This window comes from Enterobacter cloacae complex sp. S1 (genome assembly GCF_014930525.1).
GTDB classification, from domain to species: domain Bacteria; phylum Pseudomonadota; class Gammaproteobacteria; order Enterobacterales; family Enterobacteriaceae; genus Enterobacter; species Enterobacter hormaechei_C.
In genome coordinates this window covers 1-13,902 of the sequence record NZ_JADBRE010000022.1, presented here as the reverse complement: position 1 = coordinate 13,902, position 13,902 = coordinate 1, and the positions used below count along the sequence as shown (strand labels likewise).

Genomic DNA, 13,902 nt, shown 5'->3' with positions numbered 1-13,902 from the left:
ACTGCCCGTTAACGCTATGACAGAACACCAAAAATTGACCTTCCCGATGCTGATGCAAAAGCTTGATTCGCTGATGCTGCGCGATAAACAGCGGTTTGCGCGCCGTCTGCACGGCGTTAAGAAGGTTAAAAATCCTGATGCACAACAGGCCATTTACCAGGAGATGGCCAACGAGATTGAACAGGCGGCAGGGAAAGTTGTGCTGCGTGAAGCCGCACGTCCGGAGATTACCTATCCGGAAAATCTGCCCGTCAGCCAGAAGAAACAGGACATTCTTGAGGCCGTACGCGACCACCAGGTGGTGATCGTCGCGGGGGAAACCGGTTCAGGTAAAACCACTCAGCTGCCGAAAATCTGCATGGAGCTGGGCCGCGGGGTGAAAGGGCTGATCGGTCACACCCAGCCGCGTCGTCTGGCGGCGCGCACCGTGGCGAACCGTATTGCGGAAGAGCTGCAAACGGAGCCGGGCGGCTGCATCGGCTACAAGGTGCGATTCAGCGACCACGTCAGCGATAACACCATGGTTAAGCTGATGACCGACGGTATCCTGCTGGCGGAAATCCAGCAGGATCGTCTGCTGATGCAGTACGACACCATCATCATCGATGAAGCGCACGAGCGCAGCCTGAACATCGACTTCCTGCTCGGCTACCTGAAAGAGCTGCTGCCCCGGCGTCCGGATCTGAAAATCATCATCACCTCCGCGACCATCGACCCGGAGCGCTTCTCAAAACATTTCAACAATGCGCCGATTATCGAGGTGTCAGGACGCACGTATCCGGTGGAAGTGCGCTATCGCCCGATTGTGGAAGAGGCGGACGATACCGAGCGCGACCAGCTTCAGGCCATCTTTGATGCCGTCGACGAGCTGGGCAACGAGAGTTCTGGCGACATTCTGATCTTCATGAGCGGCGAGCGCGAGATCCGCGATACCGCCGATGCGCTCAGCAAGCGCGATCTGCGCCATACCGAGATCCTGCCGCTGTACGCGCGCCTGTCGAACAGCGAGCAGAACCGCGTGTTCCAGCCGCACAGCGGGCGCCGCATCGTGCTGGCGACCAACGTGGCCGAAACTTCGCTGACCGTACCGGGCATTAAATACGTGATCGACCCGGGTACGGCGCGCATCAGCCGCTACAGCTACCGCACCAAAGTTCAGCGCCTGCCGATTGAGCCGGTTTCCCAGGCGTCGGCTAATCAGCGTAAGGGCCGCTGCGGCCGCGTGTCGGAAGGGATCTGTATTCGTCTCTATTCGGAAGACGATTTCCTGTCGCGCCCGGAGTTTACCGATCCGGAGATCCTGCGGACCAACCTGGCATCCGTTATCCTGCAAATGACCGCGCTGGGGCTGGGCGATATCGCCGCCTTCCCGTTTGTGGAAGCGCCGGATAAGCGCAATATTCAGGACGGGGTGCGGTTGCTGGAAGAGCTGGGGGCCATCACCACCGACGAACAGGCGACGGCCTACAAGCTAACGCCATTGGGCCGCCAGCTTAGCCAGTTGCCGGTCGACCCGCGTCTGGCGCGCATGGTGCTGGAGGCGCAAAAACACGGCTGCGTGCGCGAGGCGATGATCATCACCTCGGCGCTCTCCATTCAGGATCCGCGCGAGCGTCCGATGGATAAGCAGCAGGCGTCGGATGAAAAACACCGTCGCTTCCACGATAAAGAGTCCGATTTCCTCGCCTTTGTGAACCTGTGGAACTACCTTGGCGAGCAGCAAAAAGCGCTCTCCTCGAACCAGTTCCGCCGTCAGTGCCGGGTGGATTTCCTCAACTATCTGCGCGTACGCGAGTGGCAGGATATCTACACCCAGCTGCGCCAGGTGGTGAAAGAGCTGGGTATCCCGGTGAACAGTGAACCGGCGGAGTACCGCGAAATTCATATCGCCCTGTTGACCGGCCTGCTGTCCCATATCGGGATGAAGGATGCGGATAAGCAGGAATATACCGGCGCACGCAACGCGCGTTTCTCCATCTTCCCGGGCTCCGGTTTGTTTAAGAAACCGCCGAAGTGGACCATGGTCGCCGAGCTCGTGGAAACCAGCCGTCTGTGGGGGCGTATCGCCGCGCGTATCGATCCGGAGTGGGTTGAACCGGTGGCGCAGCACCTGCTGAAACGCTCATACAGCGAGCCGCACTGGGAGCGCGGGCAGGGCGCGGTGATGGCGACGGAAAAAGTCACCGTCTTCGGCCTGCCGGTGGTGGCCGCGCGTAAGGTTAACTATAGCCAGATCGATCCGGCGTTGAGTCGCGAGCTGTTTATCCGCCACGCGCTGGTGGAAGGCGACTGGCAGACGCGTCATACGTTCTTCCGCGAAAACCTGAAGCTGCGCGCCGAGGTGGAAGAGCTTGAGCACAAGTCCCGCCGTCGCGACATTCTGGTGGACGACGAGACGCTGTTTGAGTTTTACGATCAGCGCATCAGTCACGATGTGATCTCGGCGCGCCATTTCGACAGCTGGTGGAAGAAAACCAGCAAAGAGGCCCCGGACCTGCTCAACTTCGAAAAAAGCATGCTGATCAAAGAGGGCGCGGAGTCGGTCAGCAAACTCGATTACCCGAACTTCTGGCATCAGGGCAACCTCAAGCTGCGTCTGACCTATCAGTTTGAGCCGGGCGCGGATGCCGATGGTGTGACGGTGCACATTCCGCTGCCGCTGTTAAACCAGGTGGAAGAGAGCGGGTTTGAGTGGCAGATCCCCGGCCTGCGCCGCGAGCTGGTCATTGCGTTAATCAAATCCCTGCCTAAACCGGTGCGGCGTAACTTTGTGCCGGCGCCGAACTACGCCGAAGCGTTTTTAGGCCGCGTCACGCCGCTGGAGCTGCCGCTGCTGGACGCCCTGGAGCGTGAGTTCCGCCGCATGACCGGAACCACCATCGACCGCGACGACTGGAACTGGGATCAGGTGCCCGATCACCTGAAAATCACATTCCGCGTGGTGGACGATAAAAACAAAAAACTGCTCGAAGGCCGTTCTCTGACGGAGCTGAAAGAGGCGCTGAAAGGTAAAGTCCAGGAGACGCTCTCTGCGGTGGCCGATGACGGCATTGAGCAGAGCGGGCTGCACATCTGGAGCTTTGGTCAGCTCCCGGAAAGCTACGAGCAGAAGCGCGGGAACTACAGGGTGAAAGCCTGGCCCGCGCTGGTGGATGAGCGCGACAGCGTGGCGATTAAGCTCTTTGACAATCCGCAGGAGCAACAGCAGATGATGTGGCGCGGGCTGCGTCGACTGCTTCTGCTTAACATCCCGTCGCCGATTAAGTATCTGCACGAGAAGCTGCCGAACAAAGCCAAGCTGGGGCTTTACTTTAACCCATACGGCAAGGTGCTTGACCTGATCGACGACTGCATCTCCTGCGGTGTGGATAAGCTGATCCACGAGGCGGGGGGGCCGGTCTGGACGGAAGAGGCCTTTGCTCAGCTTCATGAAAAGGTGCGCGCGGAGCTGAACGACACCGTGGTCGAGATTGCCAAACAGGTCGAGCAGATCCTCACCGCCGTGTTCAATATCAACAAGCGCCTGAAGGGGCGGGTAGATATGACCATGGCCCTGGGTCTGTCGGACGTCAAGGCGCAGATGGCGGGGCTAGTGTATCGCGGCTTTGTCACCGGCAATGGCTTTAAGCGTCTGGGCGATACGCTGCGTTATTTGCAGGCGATAGAGAAGCGTCTGGAGAAAATGGCGGTCGATCCGCATCGCGATCGTGCGCAGATGCTGAAAGTCGAAAACGTGCAGCAGGCGTGGCAGCAGTGGCTCAACAAACTGCCGCCGGCGCGTCGCGATGACGACGACGTGCGGGAGATCCGCTGGATGATCGAGGAGCTGCGCGTCAGCTTCTTCGCTCAGCAGCTGGGAACGCCGTATCCCATTTCGGATAAGCGTATCTTGCAGGCGATGGAGCAGATTTCCGGCTAAAACCGTTGCCCGGTGGCGCTGCGCTTACCGGGCCTACGGGAGAATATGTAGAACATGTAGGCCGGGTAAGGCGTAGCCGCCACCCGGCTTTTTATCATTTCTCCGGGTATAACCCTTGCCCGGTGGCGCTGCGCTTACCGGGCCTACGGGAGAATATGTAGAGCATGTAGGCCGGGTAAGGCGTAGCCGCCACCCGGCTTTTTATCGTTTCTCCGGGTATAACCCTTGCCCGGTGGCGCTGCGCTTACCGGGCCTACGGGAGAGCATGTAGAGCACGTAGGCCGGGTAAGGCGTAGCCGCCACCCGGCATGTCTTCAGGCACTGCTCCAGCCGCCGCCCAGCGCTTTATACAAATCAATTTGCGCCAGCAGCAGGTTGTTTTTCACCTGTACCACGCTGGTCTGCACCGAGAACAGCGTGCGCTGCGCATCGAGCTCATCCAGATAAGAAGAGTACCCGTTGCGGTAGCGGTTTTGCGCAATCCGCAGCGTCTCCTGCGCGACCGTCTGCTGTGCCAGCAGCTCGGTAAGCTGTTCCTGATAGCGGGTGATGGCATCAAGGCTGTCATTCACCTCAGCAAACGCGTTACGCACGGTTTTTTCGTAGCTATACAGCGCCTGATTCCGCTGGGACTGAGAGATATCTACCTGCGCATTCAGCGCCTGACGGTTCAGCAGCGGCGCAAGAATACTGCCGCCCACGCTCCAGAGCTGTAGCGGGTTATCCAGCAACCCCGACAGCGTGCGATCCTGTACCGATCCCGTGGCCGTGAGGTTGATCGACGGCAGCAGGCTGGCACGCGATGCCGCCAGCGTCGCGTCCGCCGCGATCAGCTGACGTTCAGCCTGGACGATATCCGGGCGCCGGCTCAGTAGCGTCGACGGCAGCTGGGAGGGCAGTTTCAGCGGCGTCAGGGCATCAAAGCTTTCACCGCGCGCAACGTCACCCGGGTTGCTGCCCAGCAGCAGGCTAAGCGCATTCTCCTGCTGCGCAATCTGGTGCTGAAGCAGTGGAACCTGGGCGCGGGTGGCGCGCAGCTCAGAATCCGATTGCATCAGCTCAAGGCGAGAACTGTATCCCGTCTCAAACTGTCGCTTGGCGAGGTTGAACGCCTCTTCACGCGACTTCAGCGTGGACTGGGTGACGCGAAGCTGTTCGTCCAGCGACAGCAGGGTGACGTACCCGGAGGCCACCGAGGATGCGACGGTAAGATCAGCCGCCGCGGCCGCCGCCTTTTGTGCCTCCAGCGACGCTTCAGCGGCACGGGAGGTGCTGCGGTTTACGCCCCAGATATCCACGTCGTAGCTGGCGGTCAGGCTGCCTTTGTACAACGTACCGTATACCGGAAGCCCCGTGGCGGCGGACTGCGAGCGCGCGCGCGTCCCGGTCACGCCCGCGTCAAGCGACGGGAACAGGCTGCCGTCAGCGGCGTACACCCGGGCCTGGTACTCGTTAATCCGCTCGCGGGCAATCAGCACGTCGCTGTTATTCTTCAGCGCCTGATCCACATAGCGATTCAGATTGCTGTCGTGAAAATTTCGCCACCAGAGCTGCTCTGTCGGGCTGGCTGGCCCCGACGTCGCGCGCCACTGGGCCGGTATGTGCAGGGACGATTTGGCGGGCTCAACGTCTACCGACTGGCATCCCGCCAGGATAGTCATTATCAGCAGGCCGGCTATCGGGCGAAGCGTCATTGTTTCGCCTCCCGCGTGTCGATGGTCACCTGCACCGACATGCCAGGACGCAGCAGCCGGTACGCCTCCGGCTCACCGAGTACCTCAATGCGTACCGGGATGCGCTGGGCGATTTTAACAAAGTTGCCCGTGGCGTTGTCCGGGGTGATAGCGCTGAACTCGACCCCTGTGGCCGGGGATATGCTCTCTACGCGGCCCTGATAGGCTTTATCGTTTAAGGCATCGACGGTGAATTTCACCGGCTGTCCGACGCGTAAATTCGCCAGCTGCGTCTCTTTGATATTGGCGATCACCCAGTGCTGCGGCGGGACCAGCGTGGTAAGGTGCGTCCCGGCGGTGACGTACGCCCCCAGACGCACCGCAATCTGCCCGAGCTGACCGTCACGCGGCGCGACAATCCGGGTGTTTTGCAGATCGATCTGCGCCAGCTCCAGCGCGGCTTTCGCATTCTCAACGTCCGCTTCCAGCGAACCGCGATTGACGATGACCGTTTGTAAATCCTGGCGCGACATCTCAAGCGTTGCTTTTGCCTGGTCGATATCGGCGCTCCCCTGGGCGGCACTGGCCAGCGCCGAATCGCGCTCGCGAATGGAGAGGGAACCGTCCGCGGTCAGCTCTTTCACGCGTTTCAAATCCGCCTGGGTTTTCAGACTTTGGGCACGGGCGTTTTTCAGCGCCGCCTCGTTTTTGGCAATCACCGCTTCCGCGCTTCTGCGCTGTTGCAGGTTGTTATTCAGGGCTGCAATTTTCATTGCCAGCTGCGCCTCGGCCTGATGGACGCGCTGGCGATAGATGCGGTCATCTATCTGCAACAGCAGCTCGCCTTTTTTAACCTGCGCGAAATCCTGAACATGGACCTCGGTAATGTAGCCGTTTACCTGGGGACTGATGAACGTGGTCTGGCCGCGCACATAGGCGTTATCGGTAAACTGGGCGTGACGCGTGAACGGGGGCAGTTGCCAGGCATAAAGGATCACCAGTACCCCAACAATGCCGATAGCCGCGGCGGTGAAAATGGAAACGACGCGCACATTTTTGCGGGTGTTGGCCTGCTCTTTGGCGGCATCCTGCTGACTCATAACTTCTCCTGAAAAATAGTCATTACTTGTTGCCAGTGGCGTTCTTTAAGGCCATACGGGCGGTGATGCGCAGGCGTAGCAAGCGCCATAAAATCCAGACCAGCGTGGCAGTGGCTATGCTCGCCGTCAGGAGATAAGTATCGTTGTAAGCCAGAATGTTTGCCTCAAGCGTCGTCACCGTCTGGAGCTGGGTTATGGCCTGGGTTCCCAGCAGGGAACTGTCACCAATCAGGCTTTTGTACATCTGGGTGTAAAGCTGAATCCGTTCGTTCACCAGCGGGTTAAGGGTGGTGAGCTGGTCAGCCAGCAGGCTGGAATGGTACTTCTCGCGCCAGGTCTGGAAGGTGCCGAGGATCGCGGAACCCAGCAGGCCCCCAAGGTTCTGACTCATGCCAAACATCACGGAAAAGCTGACCAGATTGCGCGGATCGGCGATCACCCCGCCAATGGCGGCCAGCATCGCAGGCGCAAGGAAGAACGCGCTGCCGAAGCCCAGCAGGAACTGGCTGAATATAAGCTGATCCGGCCGGGTCAGGTTGTTGGACTGGCTGTCCAGCAGCGAGGCAATGATCATCAGCGCCAGCGAGGTGATAATCGGCCAGGCCAGTTTAGTGGGCTTAATCGTCAGACAGCTGGTGACGATACCGCAGACGATCCCGGCGAAAATAGCCCACGCCAGATGGGTCATCTGTTCATTCTGTAGGCCCACATATTGCAGCCAGCCGATGACGCCCGTGTTCTGCTCCGCCAGTACGATGCGGATCAGCAGCATAATCAGCCCCAGGCGTACGATGCTGCCGCTGGAGAGCCAACGGGTATTAAGCAGCGGGTTGTTGCGGTTATGTTCAAACACGATCGCGGAGACAATCAGCACCAGCGAGAGAGCCAGCGCCCAGCCGATCCACGGCGCTTCAAACCACCAGTCCAGACGCCCTAACGACAGAACCGCGCACAGCAGCGCCATGCCGGGCGCAAGCAAAAAGAAGGTGATGAAATCTTTCTTCTCGAAGACCTTGCGTCGATCGCCCGGCGGCAGCTTGAGCGCCATCACGCAGGCCAGGGAGATCAGGGCCAGACCCAGCTCGAAGAAGTACAGCCCGCGCCACTCATCAAGCTGTAACAGCTCGGTGGAGAACAGCCGCGCCAGCGGGATCGCCAGCGACGACCCGGTTATGCCGATGGTCAGCGCCTTCAGTCGGTGCTTCGCGGGCCAGGCCTGGATCTGGTAATAAATGCCGAGCGAGCTGAGCGCGGCGGCGACCATCCCGTGTGCCGCCCGTACCATCAGCGCCGAGCTGAGATCGTTCACAAACAGGTGGAAAAAGGTGACCAGCACATACAGCACCAGGAAGCCTTCCGTAAAGGCGCGCAAACCGTACTGCTGGCGAAATTTTACCAGCAGCAGGTTGATGGAGACGTTGGTCATGACATAGACGGCGGGTAGCCAGGCGATTTCGGTCGACCAGGCGCCAAAGGTGCCTTGCAGGTTTTGCAGATTGGCGGTGACGACCGCGTTACCCAGCGCCCCGGTCAGACACACCAGCAGGCCGACCACGCCATAGGCGATTCGTTTCGACGTTGGATGTTCCGGGGTGGAAGGGGATCCCAGCAGGGCGGGTTTCTCGTGTGGCTGCCACTCGCGAGGAGCATAAGGGTCGCGTTGGGGCAGGCGCATAACGTAGTTTACCTTTCAAAATGTTGAATTGTGAGCGGGCTAATGATTCTAAGGCTGACGCAAATCATAATTCAAGTGAATACGATTTTCTCAAGTTAATCAAATGTGAGTGCTTTTTGAGCACGTCACGGCCCGTTTTTTTCAGCATTCATGCCATAGCATGACGCGCAGAAAGGGGGATAATCGAAGGCTCTGTATGCTGTAAGGAGGTAACGATGACAATGGCACTTTTCCCCTGTCTGCCTGGCACAACCCTCGACGCCGTGAATACCGTTGGGGCGTGGCTTGCTCAGGACGACTATCAGGACAACCAGCCCGTTGATCTGGTGATTCTGGCGGGTAATGCGGTGATCCCCGCGATTGATGCTGCCTGTAAAATCGCGGCTGAACAGGGTGTTCCTCTGATCATCAGCGGCGGGATCGGTCACTCGACGACCTTCCTCTACGCCGCGATTGCGAAACACGCCCGCTATAACAGGATACCCACCACCGGACGTGCTGAGGCGGCTATTCTGGCCGACATCGCCCGTGAGTTCTGGAACATTCCGGCTGCGCATCTTCACGTTGAGGATCAGTCGACCAACTGTGGCGAAAACGCCCGATTCAGCCGGGCGTTGATGAAACAATCCGGACTGAACGCCGCCCGGGTGCTGGTGGTGCAGGACCCGACAATGCAGCGTCGCACAATGGCTACGTTTGCCCGCGTTTGCCGCGACGAGGCCGCATCGCCCGCATGGGTGAGTCATCCCGGCCTGACGCCCGTGCTGCAAAACAGCGACGACGGTCTGGTGTTTAGCGGCCCGGTCGAGGGGTTATGGCCGGTAGAGCGCTACTTGTCGCTGGTGCTGGGTGAATTTCCGCGACTCAGGGACGACATCAACGGCTACGGTCCGGCGGGACGTGATTTCATTGCCCATGTCGATATCCCTGCCGACGTGGACGCCGCGTGGCAGATCTTGCGAAACGACGTCATTCTCACCGACGCGCTGGTGAGCCGTTCTCTGCTGTGATGCTCTGCCCGTTTGCGCAATCTTTTACGCAAACGGGCATCCTGTGTTGCCGATTTGTGATTTTGGAAACGGGCTGACCCGTTTCTTTTATGAGATATCTCACAAAAACAGACTCATAGAGTAGGCAATTGCCCCGGTAATTATAGTTTTTAACATTAAGTTTACTTGTTAAAAACAGTGTGATTACAGGAGCAGGTTATGACAGTACCCGTACAACATCCTATGTATATTGATGGACAGTTTGTTGCCTGGCAGGGTGATGCATGGATTGACGTGATAAATCCGGCCACGGAAGAGGTCATTTCCCGTATTCCCGACGGCAGCGCCGAGGACGCCCGCAAGGCCATTGACGCGGCAGATCGCGCGCAGGCTGGCTGGGAGGCGCTGCCTGCTATTGAACGCGCCAGCTGGCTACGTAAAATTTCCGCCGGGATCCGCGAGCGCGTCAGTGAAATCAGCGCGCTGATTGTGGCCGAAGGCGGTAAGATCCAGCAGCTGGCGGAAGTGGAAGTGAACTTTACCGCTGACTATATCGACTATATGGCCGAGTGGGCGCGCCGTTATGAAGGGGAAATCATTCAGAGCGACCGTCCGGGCGAAAATATTCTGGTGTTTAAGCGTGCCCTGGGCGTCACCACCGGCATTCTGCCGTGGAACTTCCCCTTCTTCCTGATTGCCCGTAAGCTCGCTCCCGCGCTGCTCACCGGTAACACCATCGTTATCAAGCCGAGCGAATTTACCCCAAACAACGCCATTGCGTTTGCCAAAATCGTCGATGAGATTGGCCTGCCGAAAGGCGTCTTTAACCTGGTGCTGGGCCGGGGTGAAACCGTCGGACAGGAGCTGGCCGGGAACCCGAAAGTGGCGATGGTCAGCATGACCGGCAGCGTCGGGGCAGGTGAAAAGATCATGGCTGCGGCGGCGAAAAACATCACCAAAGTGGGGCTGGAGCTGGGCGGTAAAGCCCCGGCCATCGTGATGGACGATGCCGACCTCGAGCTGGCCGTGAAGGCCATTGTGGATTCACGCGTCATCAATACCGGACAGGTGTGTAACTGCGCGGAACGTGTCTATGTCCAGAAGGGGATCTACGACCGCTTTGTGAATCGTCTGGGCGAGGCAATGAAAGCCGTCCAGTTTGGCAATCCGGCTGAGCGAACGGATATTGCCATGGGGCCGCTGATCAACGCCGCCGCGCTGGAGCGCGTGGAGCAGAAGGTGGCGCGCGCGGTGCAGGAGGGGGCTAAAGTGGTCCTTGGCGGTAAAGCGGCAGAAGGTAAAGGGTATTTTTATCCCCCAACGCTGCTGCTGGACGTACGTCAGGATATGACCATCATGCACGAAGAGACCTTTGGCCCGGTGCTGCCAGTGGTGGCATTCGACACCCTGGAAGAGGCGCTGAACATGGCCAACGACAGCGACTACGGTTTAACCTCGTCTGTTTATACGCAGGACCTGAACGTCGCCATGAAAGCCATTAAGGGGCTTAAGTTCGGCGAGACCTACATTAACCGCGAAAACTTTGAAGCGATGCAGGGCTTCCATGCAGGCTGGCGTAAATCCGGTATCGGCGGGGCGGATGGCAAACACGGTCTGAATGAGTATTTGCAGACGCAGGTGGTCTATTTGCAATCGTAATCAGGAGCCCCCTCCATGCGAGGGGGTTCACATTTTCAGGAAAGGTGGTTATGTTGGCGCGATAATGATTCTTTATCGGGAAACAACATGCGCACAAAATATACGGGTCTGCAAATCAGCATTCACTGGCTGGTTTTTCTGTTAGTCATTATGGCCTATTGCGCCATGGAGTTGAGAGGGTGGTTCCCAAGAACCGATCGTCCGCTTATTAATATGATCCACGTGTCCTGCGGGATCAGCATCCTGGTGCTGATGGTGGCGCGCCTGCTTATCCGCCTCAAATTCCCGGCTCCGCCTATTCAACCGAAACCAAAAGCGATGATCACCGGGCTGTCCCATCTCGGGCATCTGGTAATCTACCTGCTGTTCATTGCGCTGCCGCTGATCGGTATGGTGATGATGTATAACCGGGGAAATGACTGGTTTGCGTTTGGCCTGACGATGCCGCATGCGGCGGAGGGGAATTTTGACCTGGTGGATACCCTAAAGGAGTGGCACGTAACGCTGGCGAATCTGGGGTACTTCGTGATTGGTTTGCACGCCTTTGCCGCGCTGATGCATCACTACTTCTGGAAGGACAACACGCTGCTGCGCATGATGCCGAAAAAGCGTCAGTAACCGATAATGCCCTGCGAACCCGCAGGGCATTTTTTTGCGGCTTATTGCAGTTGCGCGCGCTCCTGCGCCGTTAAGTCCAGTTCCTGAGTTGAACCCGTTTCCGAAGATTTTACCGCCGCTTCCAGCACCGCCATCACCGCCAGGGCTTCCACCGGATGGACCGGGTTGTCAATCTTGCCGTTCAGGGCATCGCGCACGTTTATATAGTACTGCCGCTGGTCGCCTTTTGGCGCAGGGATAGCGCTGGCTTCACCCTGGGCATTAAACAGCACCATAGCGTCGCTGTCTTCACCCCAGCTTTCGCTACCCGGAATGACGCCTGCCAGCAGCTGGGCTTCCTGCTGATCGATGTGCGCTTTCACCGCGCTGGCCTTATCGCCGTGGACGGTAAAGCGGGCAACGCCACCCGCCACCAGCATGCTGCAATGGAGGACCACTTTGTGTTCCGGATAATTCAGCACCACGTGCGCCCAGTCGTTAATCTCCGCGCCGTCACGCAGGGTGGCGATGTTGCCCTGTACCGACTGCGGCAGACCAAAAAGCTGTAGCGTCTGGTCAATCATGTGCGGGCCTAAGTCGAACCACAGGCCGCTGCCGGGCACGTTTTGCTCTCTCCAGCGCACGCGAACCTCCGGGCGGAAACGGTCGATATGCGACTCAAAATGTTTCACCTTGCCGATACGGCCTTGCTCAATCACCTGCTTAATGCCGAGAAAATCGCTATCCCAGCGGCGGTTATGGAAGACCGAGAGCAGGCGCTGTTTTTCTTGCGCAAGCGCAATCAGATCTCGCGCTTCCTGCATATCCAGCGTAAACGGCTTATCCACTACCACATGCTTGCCGGCATTGAGCGCCAGGGTGGCCAGCGGCGCATGGGTCGCGTTAGGGGAGGCGATAACCACCAGGTCGATATCCGGATGCTGAATGGCCTCTTCCGGCGTGGCGACAACGAGGACGTCCGGCAGGTCGCGTTTCACTTTCTCTTCATCCCGGGATGAGACCACCGCCAGCTTCAGGCCTTCGACGGACTGGATCAGCGGGGCATGGAACGTCTTACCTACAAAACCATACCCGATCAGCGCAATATTCATTGTCTTCACTTTATTCATGACCTTCTCCACGTTAATGCGCGCAAACGGTAACCTGCAAGGCGCTATGGTCCCCGAGCTCTGCCCAGGGACGATCTAAAAACAGTTGATGAATCTCGGATAACCCTGACACCAGATACGGTTCGCACTGGTTGAGTTTTAGATGGTCGGCGACGACCCAGTGCGCCTGGCTTGCGGCCAGCATGGCACGCTTCACTTCGGCATCCGCCTCCTGACTGGCGCTCAATCCGAGCCCGGCATGGATGGCGCATGCGCCAAGGATGGCAATATCCGCCCGGTAGCGAGAGAGCAGGGAGAGGGTGGCGCTTCCGGCAAACAGGCGTTGTTTCTGATCCCACTTTCCACCGAGCAGGATCAGGTCAATATCTTCCCGATCGCTAACCTGCTGGGCGATATCAAGAGAAGGGGTGATGATGGTCAGCGGCCCCTGAAGGAAAGAGGCAACGGCCAGCAGTGTGCTTCCGGCGTCCAGAAAAAGCGTCGAGCCCGCAGGCACGCATTGCGCAACCTGTTTACCCAGCCGCTGCTTAATTTCAGGGAGCAAGCTATTCCTGCTTACTCGGGTCATCGTCGAGAGATTCAGCGCGATGGCGCCGCCATGGTTTTTTTGTGCCAGTCCCTGTTTTTCCAGGTCGGTCAGATCGCGACGGATGGTGTCCGCCGAAACCTGCAATCGCTCTGCCAGCTCGGTAATGCTGGCCTGGCCTTGCTCAGTAATGATATCAAGCACATATTTCTGTCTGGCGGTTTTATGCATGGGGCAGTATCCTGCAAAAGGTCGCAATAAATCGCAGTTTACAGCATTTTTCAGGAAAGGGAATCGCGACAGGTGCGGGATGTTATCCAAAAACAGTTTAATGATGTGATTATTGATATCGCATTAATCAGTCATCAAAAACATGTATGTATCTTTTAGGTATGTTGTTATCGCTATGTTTTACTTGAAAATTTGGCTTAAGCTGCCGGATTATTGGCTCTAACCAGAATGTTTAACTAATTTGTAATTATAAATTAGTGCATATATCTATGAGTTTTTATTTTTAAAGTAAAATAATTCAATTTTATTCGGTGTATTACTTAAGTTGACATTTCTTTGAAAATCTTTGTGTCTGATTCGGGGTGAAATTAACGCAAAAATGTACACCGGGGCATTTTAGAAT

The 13,902-nt window shown here is 57.7% G+C and carries 9 protein-coding genes; 4 read left to right on the top strand and 5 right to left on the bottom strand.

Annotated features, from left to right (window positions below; genetic code table 11):
* Nucleotides 1-16 precede the first annotated feature (16 nt).
* Nucleotides 17-3,919, top strand: coding sequence for an ATP-dependent RNA helicase HrpA (hrpA, locus tag IM290_RS15120; protein WP_193041946.1), 3,903 nt, complete (start codon nt 17-19; stop codon nt 3,917-3,919).
* Between the two features lie 314 nt (nt 3,920-4,233).
* Here hrpA and IM290_RS15115 read toward each other — a convergent pair whose 3' ends face one another.
* Genes IM290_RS15115 through IM290_RS15105 form a run of 3 tightly spaced genes read right to left on the bottom strand, consistent with a single transcriptional unit; the run spans nt 4,234 to nt 8,367 of the window.
* Nucleotides 4,234-5,613 carry an efflux transporter outer membrane subunit gene (locus IM290_RS15115; protein WP_193041947.1) on the bottom strand — a complete coding sequence of 460 codons (1,380 nt, stop codon included), beginning with the start codon at nt 5,611-5,613 and terminating at the stop codon, nt 4,234-4,236.
* Nucleotides 5,610-6,692 carry an HlyD family secretion protein gene (locus IM290_RS15110; RefSeq protein ID WP_193041948.1) on the bottom strand — a complete coding sequence of 361 codons (1,083 nt, stop codon included), beginning with the start codon at nt 6,690-6,692 and terminating at the stop codon, nt 5,610-5,612. Before IM290_RS15110 ends, IM290_RS15115 begins: the two co-directional genes overlap by 4 nt.
* Before the next feature lie 22 nt (nt 6,693-6,714).
* Complete coding sequence (locus tag IM290_RS15105) at nt 6,715-8,367, bottom strand: MFS transporter (protein ID WP_370532103.1); 1,653 nt, start codon at nt 8,365-8,367, stop codon at nt 6,715-6,717.
* A gap of 215 nt (nt 8,368-8,582) precedes the next feature.
* Here IM290_RS15105 and IM290_RS15100 point away from each other — a divergent pair, with 215 nt between their 5' ends.
* From IM290_RS15100 to cybB, 3 genes are all read left to right on the top strand, one after another.
* A complete protein-coding gene (locus IM290_RS15100) occupies nt 8,583-9,377 on the top strand; it encodes a YdcF family protein (protein ID WP_193041949.1) in 795 nt (264 codons plus the stop codon).
* A gap of 198 nt (nt 9,378-9,575) precedes the next feature.
* Nucleotides 9,576-11,015, top strand: coding sequence for an aldehyde dehydrogenase (gene aldA / locus IM290_RS15095; protein ID WP_032669926.1), 1,440 nt, complete (start codon nt 9,576-9,578; stop codon nt 11,013-11,015).
* An 87-nt stretch (nt 11,016-11,102) separates the two neighbouring features.
* The gene (cybB, locus tag IM290_RS15090; protein WP_193041950.1) at nt 11,103-11,633 is read left to right on the top strand and encodes a cytochrome b561; all 531 of its coding nucleotides are present in this window, start codon (nt 11,103-11,105) and stop codon (nt 11,631-11,633) included.
* A 41-nt stretch (nt 11,634-11,674) separates the two neighbouring features.
* On the opposite strand, the gene IM290_RS15085 is transcribed toward cybB, so the two are convergent.
* Together IM290_RS15085 and IM290_RS15080 are read right to left on the bottom strand one after the other, a co-directional pair.
* Nucleotides 11,675-12,742, bottom strand: coding sequence for an oxidoreductase (locus IM290_RS15085; protein ID WP_193041951.1), 1,068 nt, complete (start codon nt 12,740-12,742; stop codon nt 11,675-11,677).
* A 13-nt stretch (nt 12,743-12,755) separates the two neighbouring features.
* On the bottom strand, nt 12,756-13,499 hold the full coding sequence (locus IM290_RS15080) for a DeoR/GlpR family DNA-binding transcription regulator (protein WP_193041952.1): 744 nt from the start codon (nt 13,497-13,499) through the stop codon (nt 12,756-12,758).
* Nucleotides 13,500-13,902: the final 403 nt, after the last annotated feature.